This is a genomic window from Glycomyces sp. NPDC049804 (assembly GCF_040674615.1).
In the GTDB taxonomy this organism is placed as follows: Bacteria; Actinomycetota; Actinomycetes; order Mycobacteriales; family Micromonosporaceae; genus Glycomyces; species Glycomyces niveus.
On record NZ_JBFAMQ010000002.1, the window covers coordinates 264,122 to 282,399 of the forward strand.

21 protein-coding genes and 1 pseudogene are annotated in these 18,278 nt (G+C 69.1%); 4 read left to right on the forward strand and 18 right to left on the reverse strand.

Going from position 1 to position 18,278, the window contains the following annotated elements; translation table 11 throughout:
- Positions 1 to 22: 22 nt before the first annotated feature.
- Both AB0K52_RS03670 and AB0K52_RS03675 read right to left on the reverse strand, forming a co-directional pair.
- A complete protein-coding gene (locus tag AB0K52_RS03670) occupies positions 23 to 286 on the reverse strand; it encodes a WhiB family transcriptional regulator (protein WP_208496337.1) in 264 nt (87 codons plus the stop codon).
- 839 nt (positions 287 to 1,125) lie between these two features.
- Positions 1,126 to 2,079 (reverse strand): diacylglycerol kinase family protein, encoded by a 954-nt coding sequence (locus AB0K52_RS03675; protein ID WP_363525685.1) that lies wholly within the window; start codon positions 2,077 to 2,079, stop codon positions 1,126 to 1,128.
- A gap of 32 nt (positions 2,080 to 2,111) precedes the next feature.
- On the opposite strand from AB0K52_RS03675, the gene AB0K52_RS03680 reads away from it, so the two are divergent.
- Positions 2,112 to 2,561 carry a hypothetical protein gene (locus AB0K52_RS03680; protein WP_363525688.1) on the forward strand — a complete coding sequence of 150 codons (450 nt, stop codon included), beginning with the start codon at positions 2,112 to 2,114 and terminating at the stop codon, positions 2,559 to 2,561.
- Positions 2,562 to 2,620: 59 nt separating this feature from the next.
- Here AB0K52_RS03680 and AB0K52_RS03685 read toward each other — a convergent pair whose 3' ends face one another.
- From AB0K52_RS03685 to proS, 16 genes are all read right to left on the reverse strand, one after another.
- Positions 2,621 to 3,355 (reverse strand): CbiX/SirB N-terminal domain-containing protein, encoded by a 735-nt coding sequence (locus AB0K52_RS03685; RefSeq protein WP_363525691.1) that lies wholly within the window; start codon positions 3,353 to 3,355, stop codon positions 2,621 to 2,623.
- Positions 3,348 to 4,055, reverse strand: a complete 708-nt coding sequence (locus AB0K52_RS03690) for a phosphoadenylyl-sulfate reductase (RefSeq protein ID WP_208496333.1) — start codon at positions 4,053 to 4,055, stop codon at positions 3,348 to 3,350. The genes AB0K52_RS03685 and AB0K52_RS03690 overlap by 8 nt, the downstream gene beginning before the upstream one ends.
- A 25-nt stretch (positions 4,056 to 4,080) precedes the next feature.
- Positions 4,081 to 4,308, reverse strand: coding sequence for a hypothetical protein (locus AB0K52_RS03695; protein ID WP_363525694.1), 228 nt, complete (start codon positions 4,306 to 4,308; stop codon positions 4,081 to 4,083).
- A complete protein-coding gene (locus tag AB0K52_RS03700) occupies positions 4,305 to 5,981 on the reverse strand; it encodes a nitrite/sulfite reductase (protein ID WP_363525696.1) in 1,677 nt (558 codons plus the stop codon). Before AB0K52_RS03700 ends, AB0K52_RS03695 begins: the two co-directional genes overlap by 4 nt.
- 46 nt (positions 5,982 to 6,027) lie before the next feature.
- Positions 6,028 to 6,153: a putative leader peptide gene (locus AB0K52_RS03705; RefSeq protein WP_363525699.1), complete on the reverse strand. Its 126-nt coding sequence runs from the start codon at positions 6,151 to 6,153 to the stop codon at positions 6,028 to 6,030.
- Positions 6,154 to 6,200: 47 nt separating this feature from the next.
- Positions 6,201 to 7,679, reverse strand: coding sequence for a histidine kinase N-terminal domain-containing protein (locus AB0K52_RS03710; protein ID WP_363525702.1), 1,479 nt, complete (start codon positions 7,677 to 7,679; stop codon positions 6,201 to 6,203).
- A 153-nt stretch (positions 7,680 to 7,832) separates the two neighbouring features.
- Positions 7,833 to 8,135 carry a DUF2469 domain-containing protein gene (locus AB0K52_RS03715; RefSeq protein ID WP_091040324.1) on the reverse strand — a complete coding sequence of 101 codons (303 nt, stop codon included), beginning with the start codon at positions 8,133 to 8,135 and terminating at the stop codon, positions 7,833 to 7,835.
- 146 nt (positions 8,136 to 8,281) lie between these two features.
- Complete coding sequence (locus AB0K52_RS03720) at positions 8,282 to 8,932, reverse strand: ribonuclease HII (RefSeq protein ID WP_363525704.1); 651 nt, start codon at positions 8,930 to 8,932, stop codon at positions 8,282 to 8,284.
- Between the two features lie 4 nt (positions 8,933 to 8,936).
- Entirely contained in the window at positions 8,937 to 9,533 is a 597-nt protein-coding gene (gene lepB / locus AB0K52_RS03725; RefSeq protein ID WP_363526163.1) for a signal peptidase I, read from the reverse strand.
- Between the two features lie 95 nt (positions 9,534 to 9,628).
- The gene (lepB, locus tag AB0K52_RS03730; RefSeq protein ID WP_363525707.1) at positions 9,629 to 10,855 is read right to left on the reverse strand and encodes a signal peptidase I; all 1,227 of its coding nucleotides are present in this window, start codon (positions 10,853 to 10,855) and stop codon (positions 9,629 to 9,631) included.
- Between the two features lie 177 nt (positions 10,856 to 11,032).
- A complete protein-coding gene (gene rplS / locus AB0K52_RS03735; protein ID WP_208496327.1) occupies positions 11,033 to 11,380 on the reverse strand; it encodes a 50S ribosomal protein L19 in 348 nt (115 codons plus the stop codon).
- Positions 11,381 to 11,465: 85 nt separating this feature from the next.
- Complete coding sequence (gene trmD / locus AB0K52_RS03740; RefSeq protein ID WP_363525711.1) at positions 11,466 to 12,236, reverse strand: tRNA (guanosine(37)-N1)-methyltransferase TrmD; 771 nt, start codon at positions 12,234 to 12,236, stop codon at positions 11,466 to 11,468.
- Positions 12,236 to 12,739, reverse strand: a complete 504-nt coding sequence (gene rimM / locus AB0K52_RS03745; RefSeq protein ID WP_363525714.1) for a ribosome maturation factor RimM — start codon at positions 12,737 to 12,739, stop codon at positions 12,236 to 12,238. Before rimM ends, trmD begins: the two co-directional genes overlap by 1 nt.
- 62 nt (positions 12,740 to 12,801) lie before the next feature.
- Positions 12,802 to 13,035 carry an RNA-binding protein gene (locus tag AB0K52_RS03750; RefSeq protein ID WP_344469432.1) on the reverse strand — a complete coding sequence of 78 codons (234 nt, stop codon included), beginning with the start codon at positions 13,033 to 13,035 and terminating at the stop codon, positions 12,802 to 12,804.
- Positions 13,035 to 13,520: a 30S ribosomal protein S16 gene (gene rpsP / locus AB0K52_RS03755; RefSeq protein ID WP_208496324.1), complete on the reverse strand. Its 486-nt coding sequence runs from the start codon at positions 13,518 to 13,520 to the stop codon at positions 13,035 to 13,037. Before rpsP ends, AB0K52_RS03750 begins: the two co-directional genes overlap by 1 nt.
- A 162-nt stretch (positions 13,521 to 13,682) precedes the next feature.
- The gene (gene proS, locus AB0K52_RS03760; RefSeq protein ID WP_363525717.1) at positions 13,683 to 15,089 is read right to left on the reverse strand and encodes a proline--tRNA ligase; all 1,407 of its coding nucleotides are present in this window, start codon (positions 15,087 to 15,089) and stop codon (positions 13,683 to 13,685) included.
- A 154-nt stretch (positions 15,090 to 15,243) separates the two neighbouring features.
- Between proS and AB0K52_RS03765 the strand changes: the two genes are divergently transcribed.
- The 3 genes and pseudogenes from AB0K52_RS03765 to AB0K52_RS03775 all read left to right on the forward strand — a co-directional run bounded on the left by AB0K52_RS03765 (position 15,244) and on the right by AB0K52_RS03775 (position 18,225).
- Entirely contained in the window at positions 15,244 to 17,646 is a 2,403-nt protein-coding gene (locus AB0K52_RS03765) for an HAD-IC family P-type ATPase (protein ID WP_363525720.1), read from the forward strand.
- Positions 17,647 to 17,717: 71 nt separating this feature from the next.
- Complete coding sequence (locus tag AB0K52_RS03770) at positions 17,718 to 17,969, forward strand: type II toxin-antitoxin system prevent-host-death family antitoxin (RefSeq protein ID WP_363525723.1); 252 nt, start codon at positions 17,718 to 17,720, stop codon at positions 17,967 to 17,969.
- Positions 17,966 to 18,225 (forward strand): annotated as a pseudogene (locus AB0K52_RS03775) (Txe/YoeB family addiction module toxin). Before AB0K52_RS03770 ends, AB0K52_RS03775 begins: the two are co-directional and overlap by 4 nt.
- The last annotated feature ends 53 nt before the right edge of the window (positions 18,226 to 18,278 follow it).

The window sequence follows — 18,278 nt, forward strand, 5'->3', positions numbered from 1 at the left end:
ATCAAGGGATTGCGCGGTGCTGCTAGCCGACGACCTGGGTCGCCAGGGTGCGCAGCGCACCCGAGCGGCGCTTCAGCTCGCGGCGCTCGATCTCGCTCATGCCACCCCACACGCCCGCGTCCTGACCGGTCTCGAGAGCCCACCGCAGGCACTCCTCGGTCACGGGGCAGCGCCGGCAGACGTTCTTCGCCTGCTCGATCTGCGTCAGTGCCGGTCCGGTGTCCCCGATCGGGAAGAACAGCTCGGGGTCCTCGTCACGGCAGATGGCCTCGTGGCGCCAATCCATCAAAACATCTCCTTGCTAAGCATCAAGCATCTTGCTTTCACGGTGTTATGAACAGCTCTTGCGGTTCGGGCGTCTCGCGGGCCGCATCGGGCCGCGGCGGCGTTCAGTACGCGCATCGCGTGAGTGCCGCGCCGCGTCCGTCACGGAGAACTGCTGTGACGGTCGCACCTTCACGGGCGGCATTGGCGAACGCTCGGCGCGGATCGCGGTTCCCGACAAAGGGAATCGTTGTCACCGCGCGCCAGGAGCGCTCTCGCATCAGCGTCATTGCTGAACGCCAGGGCATCGGGGAGCACACCCGCACTACGGCGTCGGTCGCCCAAGTGGCGACTGAATGGGTCCGCACCTCTGACCCGACCTACCTTGTGAATGCTTTCACAAGCTCGGGATTTGTCAAGGGTTCGACTCCGGAAATCAGCTCGAAGTGAGTGAACTCACCGCGCTGTACCTCGAAGAAGACTCATGGAACACGTCCACCATACCGCCGGAATCCCTACCGCGGATCCTCGTGGCGGCCTCCGCCACACTCGCCCGAAACCGTCTTGGCACACTTATGGCTCGCAAGCTTCGCCAAGACTGTCGGGGTCGGTGACAGCGAGTCGAACCGGTTTGACACACTGGTACTCAACGTTGGCTTGCTCACCACTCGCCAGGGCTCTAAAAAATTCATGGCCGCAAGCTTCGCCAAGGCGTGAGTACCCACCGAATGCCCGGTCTATACGCACCGAAAATACGATATTCGGTTGTAAGTCTCGTGCCGTCCCGGTAGGGATGGCGAAATCAACCTTGCCTGCTCACGGGCGACTTGTCAACACCCACCTTGAGGTTTTCCCAAGTTGTTAGCAGGCCACCCGCAGCGCCTCCGGAACCGAGCTCAGTTCGACATCGGTCCGCTCTCCGAGGTAGTCCCCATCGAGCTGGAAGGCCTGCGGCAGCGCAGCGCGCAGTCTGATCCTGGAGAGATCGTGGTGCGTCACCGCGTGTTTGCCGTCGGGCCCGTCCCGACCGACCAGCAGTGAAGCGGCGGTCTTCGCGGCGTCCGACAGGCCAAGTTTACGCAGAACCAGGACATCAAGTCCAGCATTAAAGGATGCCCGCGCGTTGAGATTCACCGGAAGGGTGCCGAGGTACGTCCACGGTGCGCAGTTCTGCACTACGACCATGCCTTCCGAAAGGTCCTCTTCGCCGTTGGAAAGCGTCACCTCGATCGTGTCGCCTTCCACACCATGCTCATTCAGCTCCGCCATGACCGCGCGGGCGTAGTGCGCGCCGAGGTTCCGCTTCTTCCGGTACGACTCGACCTTCTTGATGATCGACGCGTCCCAGCCCAGCCCCGCGCAGAACGTGAAGAGCCGGTCGATGTCGTCGCCGGTCGCCCGCCCCAGGCTCACCGTGCGCACCCGCGACTCCTCGATGGCGGACACGATCGCCAGCGACGCCCGGCGCCGGTCCCAGGGCAGCCCGAGGGCCCGCGCGAACACGTTCGTGGAGCCGGCCGGGATCGGCGCGAACACCGGGGCCTCCTCGGCCGGGCGGCCGCCGCCGACCAGGCCGTTGACGACCTCGTTCACGGTGCCGTCGCCGCCGAGGCTGAGGACCACGTCGTAACCCTTGTCCGCCCCGCGCTTCGCCAGTATCTCGGCGTGGTCCCTCCGGCGGGTCACCTCGACGTCGAGATCCAGCACGTCGTCGAGCTTCTTCCTCACCCAGCGCGTGCGTCGGCGCGAGCCGGTGGAGGCCTTCGGGTTCACGATGAGCAGACCACGCTGTGGCGCTGCTTTCAGGTCGCGCATAGGCGCAGCGTAGCCCGGGATACGGTTGGCGTGTGAACGAAACCGATGCCGACATGGGCGCGGTCACCGAATCCCCCGGTTCCGGTGACCGTCCTTGGACCTTGACCGCCGCGGCGATCCTGTTCTGGCTCCTCGCAACGGGACTCGCCGCCACCGGGGTGTGGGGACTGGCACAGATCGTGACAGGCCAGGTGGAGACGGTCAGCGGCGCCGTCGGCGTCGCCCTGATCGCGTTCCTCGGGGCGCTCTACTACTGGTTCATCGGGCGCCGGCTCCTCCGCATGCAGGACATCGTCGCGCAGGCGGTATTCCAAGGGCTCCTTTGGCTCCCGGTCGGCTACTACCTCCGCGAGGCGGCCCACCCGCTCATCGGCATCGGCTTCTGGGCGCTGGCGGCGGCGATCGTAGGCCTCGTCCTCAGCGGACCCTCCCGGCGCGCGGTCGGGTTCGGCGAGCGCCGCCCCTTCGGCGGGTCCGAGTAGCGGGGCTCGAACGCGCGACCTCCTGGACCGCGACCAGGCGGTCTGCCGGCTGAGCCGCGTCACGCCGCTGCGGCGTGCTTCGCTATCAGGTCGATGAGTTCCGGTGCCGTGCCGAGCGGTTCGCCGACGTGGACGGCGCCGGCCTCGCGGGCGGACTCGATCGCCTTGTCGCACAAGAGACCCGGCGCGATGAAGTAGCAGACCGCGGCGATGCGCTGCGCCCCTTCGGCCTTGAGCGCTGCGACGGTCTCCCCCGCCGTCGGCCCCGGGCCGGAGGCGAAGCCGGGTCCGGCCGGGACGCCGAGCAGCCGTCCGGCTGCGGCGGCGACCGCCGCGACATGGGCGCGGCCCTCGTCCACGCGGGTCCCCGCCGCGCACACCACCAGGCCGTCGATGCCTTCCGGCAGGCCGCGGACCAGCGCGGGCGCGAGCGACAGGTCCCCCACCGGGCGGCCCACGCTGACCGTGAGCGCCGGACGCTCCTCCTGCGCGCGCCGCGCGACCTCGGGGAGGTCGGTACGGGAGTGGTAGGCGTCGGTCAGCAGCAGCGGCAAGGCGACCGCCGCCTCGAAGCCCTCGTCGGCGAGGCCGGTCAGGACGTCGACCGGGCGCGGGTCGTTGAATTCCAGGAAGCCGACGTGGGCGCCCGCGGCCGCGGCGATCTCGCGGACGGCCCGCGGTGAGCGCTCGTCGGGGCTGCCGTGGGCGACGAGGACGACCGGGCGTGCGGAGGGCGAGACGCCGGAACCCGACGCGGCGGCCGCGTCGGGTTCCGGTTCGAGCAGGTCAGACATGCAGTCCGCACTCGGTCTTGTCGAACGCGGCCCAGCGGCCGGCGCGCGGGTCCTCGCCCGGCGCGGTGCGCCGGGTGCAGGGCCAGCAGCCGATCGAGCGGAAGCCGTCCTTGAGCAGCGGGTTGACCGGGATGTTGTGGCGCTCGATGTACGCCTCCTGGTCGGCCTCGGTCCACTTGGCGATCGGGGAGACCTTGACCTTGCGGCGGCTGATGTCGAAGTCGACGACGCGCGTGTTGGCGCGGCTCGGGCCTTCGTCGCGGCGCAGGCCGGTGGCCCAGCCGTCGTAGTCGGCGAGGGCCGCGTTGAGCGGCAGGACCTTGCGGAGGGCGCAGCATTCGTCAGGGGAGCGCGCGAACAGGCGCGGCCCGAACTCGGCGTCCTGGGCCAGCACCGACTGGTCGGGCTGGATCGAGCGGACGTTGACGTTCATCGTGGCGGCCACGAAGTCGCGGACTTCGAGGGTCTCGGGGAAGTGCAGACCGGTGTCGAGGAAGACGACGTCGATACCGGGGGCGACCTCGCTGGCGAGGTGGACCACGGCGGCGTCGGCCATCGAGGAGGTCACACAGAAGCGCTCGCCGAACTCCCCGACCGCCCACTCGAGGATCTGGTGGGCCGTGGCGTCTTCGAGGCGCTTCCCCGCGTCCATCGCGAGGTCACGGAGTTCGAAAGGGTCTCTCTCTTTCCCTGTGCTCATGCTGCTTCACTCCGATCGGGGTGTATCACTCGGGCGCTGGGCCCGTGGGCGGCGCCGCGTACTTCGCTGCGGCGGCCATCCCGTGGTATTTGACGGCGAAGACGCGGGTGCAGTCCGCGCAGTGCCATCCGCCCTTGATCTCGACGTCGCTGTCGGACCGTGCTTCTGGCTCGCCATCGCTCGGTGGTTCGTACGGCGTGAGGTCTTCTTCGCCGCAATAGGGGCAGTAGTAGGGAACGACGCGGCCGCTCACTGCAATTCCGATTCCTCGGTGCGGTGGACCCACTGGGCGAAGGTCTCCCCTTCCGACCTGGCGGCGAGGTAGCGCCGGGTGAGGCGTTCCACATAGTCGCCGAGGTCGGCCGAGGCGACCTTGAGGCCGCGGGACTTGCGTCCCAAGCTCGCCGCGGCGGCGTGGCCGCCGCCGAGGTGGACCTGGAAGCCCTCGACCTGCTCGCCGTCCTCGTTGGTGACGAGCTGGCCCTTGAGGCCGATGTCGCCGGTCTGGGTGCGGGCGCAGGCGTTCGGGCAGCCGTTGACGTGGATGGAGATCGGCACGTCGAGTTCGGGGACGCGCTTCTCGAGCTCGGCGACGAGGTCGCGGGCGCGGTCCTTGGTGTCGACGATGGCGAGCTTGCAGAACTGGATGCCGGTGCAGGCCATGGTGTTGCGTCGCCACTGGGACGGTTCGGCCTCGAGGCCGATCGAGCGCAGGTCCTCCACGGCGTCGCGGATCTTGTCCTCGGGGATGTCGAGGACGAGGAGCTTCTGCAGCGGGGTGGCGCGGACGCGGTCGGAGCCGTACTTCTCGGCGATGTCCGCGAGCTGGTCGAGGATCGTGCCGGAGACGCGGCCGGCGACCGGGGCGACGCCGATGTAGTAGTTGCCGTCGTTCTGCTTGTGGACGCCGATGTGGTCGAGGAGCTTCTCGGGGACCGGCGGCTGCTCGAGGTCGGGGAGCTTGCGGCCGAGGTAGGCGTCGGACTCGAGGACCTCGCGGAACTTCTCGGGGCCCCAGTCCTTGACGAGGAACTTCAGGCGCGCGCGGGTGCGCAGGCGGCGGTAGCCCCAGTCGCGGAAGATGCGGACCACGTTGACCCACACGTCGACGATGTCGTCCTGGGAGACCCAGACGCCCAGGCGGGGGGCGAACATCGGGTTGGTGGAGAGGCCGCCGCCGACGTAGAGGTCGAAGCCGGGGCCGTGCTCGGGGTGGTGGGCGCCGATGAGGGAGATGTCGTTGGTCTCGTACGGGCTGTCGGGCAGCCAGCCGATGGTCGACTTGAACTTGCGCGGCAGGTTGGAGAGGCTGCGGTCGCCGATGAAGCGGTCGTAGATCTCCTGGATCTGCGGGGTGGCGTCGATGACCTCTTCGGTGGAGACGCCGGCGACCGGGGAGCCGAGGATGACGCGCGGGCAGTCGCCGCAGGCCTCCTGGGTGTCGAGGCCGACGGCCTCGAGGCGGCGCCAGATCTCGGGGACGTCCTCGACGCGGATCCAGTGGTACTGGACGTTCTCGCGGTCGGTGACGTCGGCGGTGTCGCGCGCGAACTCCTTGGAGATCCCGGCGATGGTGCGCAGCTGCGCCAGGTTGAGCTGGCCGCCGTCCATGCGCACGCGCATCATGAAGAACTTGTCGTCCAGCTCCTCCTCTTCGAGGATGCCGGTCTTGCCGCCGGCGATGCCGGGCTTGCGCTGGGTGTACAGGCCCCACCAGCGGAAGCGCCCGCGCAGGTCGGCGGGGTCGATCGAGTCGAAGCCGCGGTGGGCGTAGACGCCCTCGATGCGCTGCCGCACGTTGAGCGGGTTGTCGTCCTTCTTGGACTGCTCGTTCTTGTTGAGCGGCTCCCGGTGGCCCATGGCCCACTGGCCTTGGCCCTTGGGGCGGGACGGTTTGCGCGTTGGCGTTGGCACAGTTCTCCTCATGCGGACACAGGTGTGGCGTGGTTCGACGGCGGAAAGCCGGAAGGATTTAGCGGCGCATCAGACAGGCGGCGCTGAACACACGGCAAAGATCGACGTGGCGGCGTGCCACCAGTCGAAGCCCATGTGCGCGAGACATGCCTGCAAGCATGCCACACATCTCAGCCGATGACATCCGTCGTCCCGCTGCTTGGACGGCCCGTCACATGCACAAGTCTTGATCTACTGCAGTGCGAAGTCGACGACCGCTTCGGTGCCGCCTTCGGCGCGCGGGCGCATGTCGATCGTGCCGCGGAGCTCGCCGGTGACGAGGGTGTGCACGATCTGGAGGCCCAGCCGGGTGGAGTCGGCGATGCGGAACCCTTCGGGGAGGCCCTTGCCGTGGTCGGAGACGGTGACGCGGAGGTGGTCGCCGGCGCGTTCGACGCCGATGACGACCTCGCCGTCCTGGCCGGGCGGGTAGGCGTGCTCGACCGCGTTCTGGATGAGCTCGTTGACGACCATGACCAGCGGGGTGGCGTACTCGCTGGGGAGGACCCCGAACGTGCCCTCGCGGCGCAGGGTCACCTTGGACTCGGCGACGGAGACCTCGACGGCCATGGAGGCGACGCGGTCGACGATCTGGTCGAAACCGACCGACTCGTCGCCCGACTGCGAGAGGGTCTCGTGGACGAGCGCGATCGAGGACACGCGGCGCACGGACTCCTCGAGCGACTGGCGGGCCTGCGGCGAGCCGACGCGACGGGCCTGGAGGCGCAGGAGCGCGGCCACGGTCTGCAGGTTGTTCTTGACGCGGTGGTGGATCTCGCGGATCGTGGCGTCCTTGGTGACGAGTTCGCGGTCGAGGCGGCGGACCTCGGTGATGTCGCGGACCAGCACCAGGGCGCCGGCGGCCTTGCCGCCCGGGCGCAGCGGGAGGGCGCGCATGAGCACGGTGGCGCCCTTGGACTCGATCTCCTTGCGGCGCGGGGTGCCTCCCGCGAGCGCGTCGGCGATGCGGCGGGCCGCGTCGGCGCCCACATCGGAGTTCGACGGGAGGCTGCGGGTGAGTTCGGCGAGGTCGCGGTCGCGGAGGTGACCGGTGACGCCCATGCGGCGGTACGCCGAGAGCGCGTTCGGGGAGGCGTAGCGGACGAGGCCGTCGGAGCCGATGCGGACCAGGCCGTCGCCGATGCGCGGCGCGGTGGTCGGCTCGCCGGGCAGCAGCGGCGGTGGGAAGCCGCCGTCGGTGAGCATCTGCACCAGGTAGTCGGCGGTCTTGAGGTAGTTCAGTTCCAGGTGGGACGGGCTGCGGGTGTCCGAGAGGTTGGTGTCGCGGGCGGCCACGGCGATGACTTCGCGGCGGTCGCGGCGGCGCACCGGGATGGCCTCGTGGCGGGCGGCGACGTCGCCGCGCCAGACCGGGTCGCCTTCGCGGAAGATGCGGCCCTCGGTGAACGCGACGTTGAGGTGCTGGGCGTCGTCGCCTTCGAGGATGCGGCCGACCTGGTCCTCCTCGTAGGCGGTCGGGCCGGTGGTGGGCCGGACCTGCGCGAGGCAGACGTACCGGCCCGGGTGGTCCTTGACGGCGCCCCAGAGCAGGAAGTCGGCGAAGGAGAGGTCGGCGAGGAGCTGCCATTCGGCCACGAGCCGCTGCAGGTGCGCCGCGGAGTTCGAGGTCAGGTCGGTGTGCGCGGAGATGACGTCGCGGAGTGTGGACACCCGACCAATACTAGCGGCGGTTCAGGGCCCGCATCCCGTCCTCGATCGGGCACCGGTGCAGGTCACCGCGGCCGGCAACGAGGCGCAAGCGCTCGCGGGGGCGGGGCGGTGAAAAGCCCCGCCGCGGAGGACGGGGCGCGCTGCTGGTGACGGCTAGGGCAGGGTCATGTCGGGCTTGTCCAGCTCTTCGACGTTCACATCTTTGAAGGTCAGGACCCGCACGTGCTTGACGAAGCGGGCCGGCCGGTACATGTCCCAGACCCACGCGTCGCTCATCTCGACCTCGAAGTAGGTCTCGGCGTCCGCCCCCCGCACATGGACTTCGACAGCGTTGGCCAGGTAGAACCGCCGCTCGGTCTCGACGACGTAGGTGAACTGCCGCACGATGTCCCGGTACTCCCGGTACAGCTGCAGCTCCATGTCGGTCTCGTACTTCTCGAGGTCCTCGGCGCTCAACGCTCCTCCTTCTCAACGACGGTTCCCACGATAGTGCGCGGGTGCCCCGGCCCGCTCGCGGCTCTCTCGGCGAACGCTTGCGGAGCCGTAAATTCGTACAGCCTGTGCTGTCCGGGTTTCACCCCGGGAGGGGCCGCCAAACCCGCTCAAACCCGGGCGGCGGCGGTGCGCGCGGCGACGTTCGCGTACGACTTGCGATGTATCTCGCACGGACCGAACCGCTCCAGAGCGGCCTCGTGAGCCGCCGTGGAGTATCCCTTGTGGACGGCGAAGCCGTATTCGGGGTGGACGCGGTCGAGTTCGGTCATGATCCGGTCCCGGGTCACCTTGGCGACCACGCCCGCCGCGGCCACGCACGCCGCGGTGCGGTCGCCCTTGACGACGCCGAGGCTGCCGGGCAGGCCCGGCACCGCGAAGCCGTCAGTGAGCACGTATCCGGGCCGCTCGGGCAGGCGCGCGACCGCGACCCGCATCCCCTCGAGGTTGCACACGGCGATGCCGCGCCGGTCGATCTCCTCGGGGCCGTACGCGACCACGCTGATCGCGGCCTCCGAGCGCCGCAGCAGCTCGAAGACGCGCTCGCGGGCGGCCTCGGTGAGCAGCTTCGAGTCGTTCAGCTCGTCGAAGCGGGCGTTCGGCGGCAGCCGCACCGCGGCGACGACCAGCGGCCCCGCGCAGGCGCCGCGCCCGGCCTCGTCCGCCCCGGCGACGGGGCCGAGGCCGCGCCGGCTGAGTGCGGCCTCCAGCGCGTACAGGTCGCTGTCGCGCCTGATGCGGGAGGGGACGGGACGGAGCATGGTCTCAGGACGGCGCGGGGACGTCGTCGAAGGTCTCGGGGATCTTGAACCAGGTGAAGTCGTCGACCGGCCAGAACAGCACGAAGGCCTTGCCGATGACCGCGTCCACCGGGATCGTCGAGGACTCGACGTCGCCGCCGGTGCGCACGTAGCGCTCCCGCGAGTCGCCCGAGGCCGAGCGGTGGTCGCCCATCACCCACAGGCGGCCCTCCGGCACGACCACGTCGAAGGGGTCCTGCGAGGAGCGGTCCTGCTCCCCCGTCATCGGGTTGGTGTACAGATAGGACTCCTCGTCGAGCGGTTCGCCGTTGACGGTGATGTTGCCCTCCTCGTCGGCGACGATGTGGTCGCCGCCCACGGCGATCACCCGCTTGATGAACTCGTCCTCCTCCATGACCGAGCGCCAGGACTCGGGGGCGGTGAAGACGATGATCTCACCGCGCTCGGGCTCGGAGAAGTCGTAGACGAGCTTGTTGACGAGCACCCTGTCGTTGATCAGGAGGGTGTTCTCCATGGAGCCGGAGGGGATGTAGTAGGTCTGGACGACCCACGTCCGCACCACGATCGCCACGAGGATGGCGACGCCGAGCAGGATCGGCAGTTCCTTCCAGAACGACCCCTTCTTCTTCGGCTGCTGTCCTTTGGAGGTCTCCTCGACGCTCTCGCCTTCAGCGCCGGGCGCTTGCCCTTCATCGATCACGGTCCGAGTCTACGCGCTCGCGCTCTGGGCTCAGGGGTCGCCGCCCTGGGCGACGCGTGCGGGCCGGGCAGGTGCATTGTCGTGCCCGGCAAGGAAGGCGGCTGCTGCCAGGCGGTGTTCCAGGCGGCGGGGACGCCGTCGCCGACGCCCCCGGAGGCGGCCTGTTCGCCCTCTTCAGCGCTGGTCCCGGTGGTGCCGTCGAGGGCGTCGAAGGTGTCGGGGATCTCGAGCTCCCGGGCCCTGTCGGTGGGCCAGACGAGGGCGATGGCGCGGCCGATGATGTTCTCCACCGGCACCGTCCCCGAGCACCGCGAGTCCGAGGAGTCGCCGCGGTGGTCGCCCATGACCCACACCTCGCCTTCAGGCACCGTGAGCTCCTCGAAGCGACGCGCGCCGCACACGCCGGGCTCGATCTCGAGCGGCGAGTTCTCGTACACGTACGCCTCTTCGTGGAGCGAGACGCCGTTGACGACGACGTTGCCGTCCGCGTCGCAGCAGGAGACGGTGTCGCCGCCCACGGCGATCACCCGTTTGATGAAGTCCTTCTCGTCGGGCTTGGCGAGGCCGATGAGGTCCAGGACGCCGGTCGTGAAGGTCGAGAACGCGCCCTCGTCGCCCGCCGCGGGCCGGTACTCGGGGTCCCAGGAGTCGGTGCCGCGGAAGACGACTACCTCGCCGCGCTGCGGGGTGCGCAGCGTGTTGGTGAGCTTGAGGACGAGGACCTTGTCGCCCTCCTGCAGGGTCTGCTCCATCGACCCGGACGGGATGTAGAAGGGCTGCACGGCGAAGGTGCGCAGCAGCACGGCGGCGGAGAAGGCGATGACGAGCAGCAGCGGCAGCTCGACCCACAGCGACAGGTACTGGCGCTTGTGCGGCTGCGAGAGGCGGCTCTCGGTGCTCTTGGCGGCCTTGCGCTTGTCGGCGTCGGGAACCACCCGGTCGTGGGAGTCCGAGGCCGCGGCGCTCGCCCGTTCGCGCTCGGCGGCCACGCGGTCTTGGGCGCCCGAGGCGGTCTCGGGGCGGCGGAAGGTGCGGGTCGCGTCAGGGTCGCGGAGGCGGTGGGTCGCGTCGGTGCCGCCGGCTCCGGTGCCGGCGACGGGGCCGTCGGGGGGTGTGCCGGGGCGGCGCGACGAGGGCGGGGCGTCCGGGCCGCCGGGGCCCGGGAGTCGGTCCCAGTTGAGGCGGCGGGGGCCCTTCGCCCCTCCGGGGGTGCCAGGACTCATGTGCCGAGGGTATCCGACTCTGCTCATGCCCGGGTCTCACGCTTCGCCGACTGTGCCCATGCTCGGCTCGCACGCATCGCCGACTGTGCTCAGGCTCGGCTCGCACGCATCGCCGAGGGCGGGCAGCGAAAAACCCCGGGCGATGCCCGGGGTTTCCCTGAAAAGCCTTCGCGCGCTTTAGAGCTCGCGCTTCTCCTTGATCTTGGCGGCCTTGCCCTTGCGGTCGCGCAGGTAGTACAGCTTGGCGCGGCGGACCTTGCCTCGCATGGCGATCTCGATGGAGTCGACCATGGGGCCGTGCACCGGGAAGGTGCGCTCGACGCCGATGCCGTAGCTCAGCTTGCGGACCGTGAAGGTCTCGCCGAGGCCGGCGCCGTGGCGGCGGATGACGACGCCCTGGAACACCTGGACACGGGACCGGGAGCCTTCCTGGACTCGGACGTTCACCTTGACGGTGTCGCCGGGACGGAAGTCCGGCACGTCGGCGCGCATGGAGGCGGCGTTCAGCTCATCCAGAATGTTCATTGGTTTCGGTCCTCTGTTTGGTAATGCTCAGAAGTTCGACCGGGAGAGGTACCGCTTGAACGAACGGCACGTCACGGGAACTCATCTACTCTGCCACACCCTGTCCGGGCAGGCGAAACCCGGCCCCTTCGAGGAGGAGCCGGTCACGTTTGTCGAGGCTACCCGGCTCCAGCCGCTCCAGCAAATCGGGGCGGGCCTTCGCGGTGCGAAGGAGCGCCTGCTCACGCCGCCACCGGTCGACCTTGCCGTGGTCGCCCGAAAGGAGGACCGGGGGGATCTCGTGCCCGCGCCACTCGGCCGGGCGGGTGTACGCGGGGGCCTCGAGGACCCCGGCGTTGTGCGACTCGTCGTCGAGGGAGGCGGCGTTGCCGAGCACGCCCGGCACGAGCCGGGTGACGGCCTCGATGATCGCGAGCACCGCGACCTCGCCGCCGAAGAGCACGTAGTCGCCGATGGAGACCTCGGTGACCTCCATGCGCTCGGCCGCGTAATCGACGACGCGCTGGTCGATGCCCTCGTAGCGGCCGCACGCGAACATGAGCCAGGGCTCGGCGGCGAGCTCGTGCGCCATCGCCTGCGTGAAGGGCCGCCCGGCGGGGCTCGTCACGAGCAGGCGCGGCTTCGCGTCTCCCGGGATGAGCTCGTCGAAGCACTCGCCCCACGGCTGCGGCTTCATGACCATCCCGGCCCCGCCGCCCGCGGGGGCGCCGTCGACCGAGTGGTGCACGTCGTGGGTCCAGCGGCGCAGGTCGTGGACGTTGAGGTCGAGCATGCCGCGCTCGCGGGCGCGGCCGATGAGCGAGAGGTCCAGCGGCGCGAGGTACTCGGGGAAGACCGTGACGACGTCGATCCTCATCACAGCTCCAGCAGGCCCGGCGGCAGGTCGACCTTGATGACGCCCGCCTCGGCGTCCACTTCGTCGACCATGTCGGCGACGAACGGGATGAGCGCGGGGGTCTGGCCCTTGCGCTTGACGACCAGGGTCTCGTAGGCGGCGCCGTGGTCGATGCGGCTGACGGTGCCGACCTCGCCGGCCTCCTTGTCGACCACGGTGAGGCCGATGAGGAAGGCGTCGTGGAACTCGTCGTCCTCCGGCTCCAGCTCCTCGTCGGCGATGTCGACGCTGAGGAGGATCCCGCGCAGCGTCTCGGACTTGTTCCGGTCCGTGACGCCCTCGAAGCCGATCATCGGGCGGCCCTGGTGCCAGCGCACGGTGACGGCCTTCATCGGGCCGTTCTTGGTGCTGTACTCGGCGCCGGGCCGGAACCGGGTCTCGGGATCGTCGGTGCGGACCTCGACGACGACCTCGCCGCGCAGCCCGTGCGGGCGCACGATCCGGCCGACCACCACTTGTGACAAGAGAAACCCCTTTTAAACACCCGAACGGCCCCGAGGGAACCCCCGGGGCCGTTCGGAAAGACTCAGTAGGAATCGACGACCTCGACACGAATGCCTTTGCCGCCGATCGAGCCGATGACCTGGCGCAGCGCGTTCACGGTGCGACCCCCGCGGCCGATCACGGTCCCGAGGTCGTCCGGGTTGACCCGGACCTCGAGCCGCTTGCCGCGGCGGGAGTCGACCAGCCGGACACGGACGTCGTCAGGATTGTCGACGATGCCTTTGACAAGGTGTTCAAGCGCCGGTCGCAGCACGATTACTCCCCTTTGGTCTCAGAGGCCTCGTCGGCGGCGGCCTCGACCTCTTCAGTCTTAGCCGATTCGTCGGCCTTCGCGGCGGACTTCTTCGACTTCGGCGCGGCCTTGGCGGCCTCCTCCGAGACGTAGGCCTTCGAGGGGTCGATGCCCGACTCCTTGAGGGCGGCCACGTAGAGGGCCTCCTTCTCGGCCTTCGGCTCGGCGGTCTTCAGCGGAGCCGGGGCGGGCAGGCCCTTGAACTGCTGCCAGTCGCCGGTCTTGCGGAGGATGGCCTTGACGGTGTCGGACGGCTGGGCGCCCACCGAGAGCCAGTGCTGGATGCGGTCGGACTTGACCTCGATCCGGGACGGGTTCTCCTTCGGGTGGTAGATCCCGACGTTCTCGATCACCTTGCCGTCGCGCTTGACGCGCGAGTCGGCGATGACGATGCGGTACTGGGGAGTACGGATCTTCCCCATTCGCGTGAGGCGAATCTTAACTGCCACGTTTTGTTACTCCTGTAGTAAGGATCACGTTAGCGCGCGCGTCGTCCAGGGGAATTACTCCGGATTCTCGTTCGCGCTGAAACTTGGCCTTGCGTCACGGTTGTTGAGAGGGCATCCGTCCCAAAGCTCATGTACAGCGACCGAGTCTAGCGCACCAGGTGCCTAGTACTGCCGGGCGAGGTAGGCGATGAGACCGGACTCATCCAGGGAGTCCGGCACGGAGCCGTCCTCGCGCTGGAGCACCCGCACGAACACGGCGGACTCGGCGGCCTTCGCCTCGCCCTCGACGCCGCAGGCGTCCCAGGGGATGCGGGCGTACCCGGTCTGGGCGGCCTCGACCGCCGCTTCGAGCGTCGAGACGTCGGCGGTGTGCGACTCGCGGAAGGCCACGGCCTCGTCCCACAGCTGGTCCTGGGCGCCCTGCAGGGCGGCGGCGATGGCTTCGGCGAGCATCCCGAGCGGGACGGTCTGCTTGGTGCCCTCGACACGGCTGGCGATGGTCGCCTCGCCGTTCTTGAGGTCGCGGGGGCCGATCTCGATGCGCACGGGGTAGCCCTTGAGCTCGGCGTCCACGGCCCGGCGGCCGAAGGCCACGTCGCCGCGGTCGTCGAGCTTGACGCGCACGCCGTCGGCCTTGAGCTCGTCGTAGACCTTGCGCGCGGCGGCCTGGACCTCGTCGGTGTCCTTGACGACCATGACGAGCGCCTGCACGGGCGCGAGCTTCGGCGGCACGCGGAGGCCCGCGTCGTCGCCGTGGCCCATGATGAGGCCGCCGACCATGCGGGTCGAGACGCCCCACGACGTGGTCCAGCCGTGGTGCTGCTGGCCGTCGCGGCCCTGGAACTGGATGTCGAAGGCCTTCGCGAACTTCTGCCCGAGCTCGTGCGAGGTGCCCATCTGGAGGGCCTTGCCGTCGCGCATCAAGGACTCGACCGCGAAGGTGTTGAGGGCGCCGGCGAACCGCTGGGCCTCGGTCTTGATGCCGCGCAGCACCGGCAGCGCCAGCACGTTCTCCATGAAGTCGGCGTAGACCTCGTGCAGGATGCGCAGCGTGAACGCGTGGGCGTCCTCATAGGACTCGTGGACGGTGTGCCCCTCCTGCCACAGGAACTCCGAGGAGCGCAGGAACAGGCGGGTGCGCAGCTCGTAGCGCATGACGTTGCACCACTGGTTGAGCAGCAGGGGCAGGTCGCGGTAGGAGTTGACCCACTTCGCCATGTACTCGCCGATGATGGTCTCGGAGGTGGGCCGCACGGCCAGCTTCTCCTCGAGCTCCTTGCCGCCGCCGTGGGTGACCATCCACAGCTCGGGCGCGAAGCCCTCCACGTGGTCGGCCTCGCGGGTGAAGTACGACTCGGGGATCAGCAGGGGGAACGAGGCGTTCTCCGTGCCGGTCTCCTTGATCCGCTCGTCCAACTCGGCGACCATGCGCTCCCACAGGGCGAAACCGGTCGGTCGGATCACCTGCGAGCCCTTCGCCGGGCCGTTCTCGGCCAGCTGGGCCTTGGCGATGACGTCCTGGTACCAGCGAGGGAAGTCCTCGCCCTGCGGTGTGAGTACATTGGCCATAATCGGCGATTCTAGAGGTCGCGCCCGGTGGGGCCGCAGTCGGATACGCCCGCGGGGGACCCGCGCCTCCTCCGCCGAACGGCCGAGGAACGAAAAGGGCGGCTCCGTCGTTCGGCCGTGATACAGCGATGCAGTTGTCGCATAAGCTGTCGACGTGACAACACCCATGCTGGCAGGTGATCGCGGCCTGACTGCCGCCGAGGTGGCCGAACGCGTCGAGGCCGGAGCCGTCAACGAGGCCAAGCGGCACACGAGCCGACCGCTCTCGGCGATCCTGCGCGCGAACTTCTTCACACCGCTCAACGCCGTCATCGGCGTCCTCGCCGTGATCGCGATCGGCTTCACCGCCCTGGAGGAGGGCTTCTTCGAAGGCCTCAAGCAGGGCCTCTTCGCCGGCGTCATCATCGCCAACATCGCCATCGGCACCATCCAGGAGCTGCGCGCCAAGCGCACCCTCGACAAGCTCTCGCTGATGAACCGGTCGAACGCGAAGGTCCTGCGCGACGGCGAGGTCCAGGAGATCGCTCCGAACCTCATCGTCCGCGACGACCTCGTCTACGTCGAACCGGGCGACCGCATCGTCGTCGACGGCCCCGTCGTCGAATCTCGCAACCTCGAGATCGACGAGTCGCTGCTGACCGGCGAGGCCGACCCGGTCGCCAAGGCCCCCGGCGACGAGGTCCGCTCCGGCTCGTTCGCCGTCGCCGGCACCGGCCTCTTCCGCGCCGAGCAGATCGGCGCGGAGTCCTACGCCGCCAAGCTCGTCGAAGAGGCCAGCAAGTTCACCCTCGCCCGCTCCGAGCTGCGCGAGGGCATCAACCGCTTCATCAAGCTCATCAACTGGCTCATCGTCCCGATCGCGCTGCTGCTCATCGTCAGCCAGCTCGCCGACGCCGCCAACTGGCGCCAGATCATCGTCCGCACCGTCGCCGGCATCGTGCCGATGATCCCCGAAGGCCTCGTCCTCCTCACCTCGGTCGCGTTCGCCGTCGGCGTCATCCGCCTCGGCGCGCGCCACGTCCTCGTGCAGGAGCTGCCCGCCATCGAAGGCCTCGCCCGCACCGACGTGCTGTGCCTCGACAAGACCGGCACGCTCACCGAAGGCGGCATGGACGTCGACCAGATCCGCCCGATCAACGGCACCGACGGCGAGGGCGTCGACACCGCCCTCGCGGCCCTCGCCGCCGCCGACGACAGCCCCAACCCGACCATGCAGGCCGTCGCCGCCTACCTCGCCGAGAACGCCGTCGCCGACCCGGGCTGGCGCGTCATCGACGTCATGCCGTTCTCCTCCGCCCGCAAATGGAGCGGCACCCGCTTCACCGACAACGGCACCTGGCTCCTCGGCGCGCCCGACATCCTCCTCGACCACGGCGACCCCGTCGCCCTCGAAGCGGACATGCTCGCCGCCCAGGGCATGCGCGTCCTCGCCCTCGTCACCGCCGAGTCCGCCTCCACCACCGGCGGCGTCACCGGCGTCAAGGCCCAGGCCCTCGTCGTCCTGCGCCAGCGCCTGCGCGAGACCGCCGCCGCGACCCTCGCCTACTTCAAGGAGCAGGGCGTCAAGGTCAAGATCATCTCCGGCGACTCCCCCGCCGCCGTCGGCGCGGTCGCCGCCCAGCTCGGCGTCGAAGGCGCGGCCGACACCGTCGACGCTCGCCGCCTCCCCGAGGACCCGGAGGAGCTGGCGGACCTGCTCGAGCGGGCCACGATCTTCGGGCGCGTCAAGCCGCACCAGAAGCAGGCGTTCGTCAAGGCGCTCCAGTCGCGGGGCCACACCGTCGCGATGACCGGCGACGGGGTCAACGACGTACTCGCCCTCAAGGACGCCGACCTCGGCATCGCCATGGGCTCCGGTTCGGCCGCGGCCCGCTCGGTGGCGCAGGTCGTGCTCCTCGACGACGAGTTCGCGACCCTCCCGCACGTCGTCGACGAGGGCCGGCGGGTCCTGGGCAACATCGGGCGCGTCTCGAACCTGTTCCTCACCAAGACCGTCTACGCGATCTCGCTCGCGCTGTTCGTGGCGGTCGGCGCGATCACCGCGTGGATCATGGGCAACGACCCGCTGCCCTACCCGTTCCTGCCGATCCACCAGTCGCTCATCAACCTGTTCACGATCGGCCTCCCGGCGTTCTTCCTGGCGCTCGCGCCGACCTTCGAGAGGGCCAAGCCGAACTTCGTGAAGCGGGTGCTCAAGTTCGCGATCCCGGCCGGGATCTGCTGCGCGGTGCCGACGTTCATCGTGTACCTGCTCTCGCTCGCGCACGACGGCACCGACTCGAACCTGCCGCAGACGACCGCGGGCATCACGCTGTTCTGCCTCGCCCTGGCGGCGCTGGCGATCACCGCGAAGCCGTACGTGTGGTGGAAGGCCCTGCTGGTCTGCGGCTGCGGCGGCGCGTTCCTTCTCGTGCTCTCGGTGCCGGTGCTCGCCGACTTCTACGAGCTGAGCCTGCCGGGCGTGTGGAACACCACCGCTGCGGCGGTCGGCGTCGGCTCCGGTGTGGCGGCGCTGCTGTTCTGGCTGGTGGTGCGGCCCAAGCACCTCGCCGACTGACGGATCACAGCGGTCTTGGAGTGTCGCGCCCGTGATCGCTACGCTTTCACCTAGAAGGTGAGGAGGTGAGTATGAAAGCAATTTCGTTCGCTCAGGCGCAGGCTGAGCTCGCCAAGACCTTCGACACCGTCATCGACGACCACGAGGAGACGTTGGTGACGCGTGAAGACCGCGAATCGGTGGTCATCATGCCGCTCGATGAGTACGAATCCCTGATGGAGACCGCCTACCTCATGAGCAGCCCGGCGAACGCACGTCGACTGCTCTCCTCCATCGAGGAACTCGAAAGCGGCAAGGGTGTGGTCCGGGACCTCGTCGAATGAAGCTCATCTGGTCGTCGAGAGCTTGGGACGAGTACGTGTACTGGCAAGGCCAGGATCGCAAGATCGTCAAGCGCATTAACCTCCTGATCAAGGACATCGAACCAACGGCAATGAGGGCATAGGCAAGCCCGAGCCGCTCAAGCACGGGTTCCACGGATTCTGGTCCCGCCGGATCGACCAGAAGCACCGCCTGGTCTACAAGGTAGAAGACGAGGCGATCTACATCGCCCAATGCCGCTTCCACTACGAGCAGTAATGCCTCGCGGCCCCCGCTACATCGGATGTAGCGGGGGCCGTGGCGTGTGCGTA

Bases quoted from the DNA above. Each gene is read 5' to 3' on its own strand.
- AB0K52_RS03670 (WP_208496337.1), bottom strand. From the start codon at position 286: ATGGATTGGCGCCACGAGGCCATCTGCCGTGACGAGGACCCCGAGCTG.
- AB0K52_RS03675 (WP_363525685.1), bottom strand. From the start codon at position 2,079: ATGCGCGACCTGAAAGCAGCGCCACAGCGTGGTCTGCTCATCGTGAAC.
- AB0K52_RS03685 (WP_363525691.1), bottom strand. From the start codon at position 3,355: ATGTCTGACCTGCTCGAACCGGAACCCGACGCGGCCGCCGCGTCGGGT.
- AB0K52_RS03690 (WP_208496333.1), bottom strand. From the start codon at position 4,055: ATGAGCACAGGGAAAGAGAGAGACCCTTTCGAACTCCGTGACCTCGCG.
- AB0K52_RS03700 (WP_363525696.1), bottom strand. From the start codon at position 5,981: ATGAGGAGAACTGTGCCAACGCCAACGCGCAAACCGTCCCGCCCCAAG.
- AB0K52_RS03705 (WP_363525699.1), bottom strand. From the start codon at position 6,153: ATGTCATCGGCTGAGATGTGTGGCATGCTTGCAGGCATGTCTCGCGCA.
- AB0K52_RS03720 (WP_363525704.1), bottom strand. From the start codon at position 8,932: ATGCTCCGTCCCGTCCCCTCCCGCATCAGGCGCGACAGCGACCTGTAC.
- lepB (WP_363525707.1), bottom strand. From the start codon at position 10,855: ATGAGTCCTGGCACCCCCGGAGGGGCGAAGGGCCCCCGCCGCCTCAAC.
- rplS (WP_208496327.1), bottom strand. From the start codon at position 11,380: ATGAACATTCTGGATGAGCTGAACGCCGCCTCCATGCGCGCCGACGTG.
- trmD (WP_363525711.1), bottom strand. From the start codon at position 12,236: ATGAGGATCGACGTCGTCACGGTCTTCCCCGAGTACCTCGCGCCGCTG.
- proS (WP_363525717.1), bottom strand. From the start codon at position 15,089: ATGGCCAATGTACTCACACCGCAGGGCGAGGACTTCCCTCGCTGGTAC.
- AB0K52_RS03770 (WP_363525723.1), top strand. From the start codon at position 17,718: ATGAAAGCAATTTCGTTCGCTCAGGCGCAGGCTGAGCTCGCCAAGACC.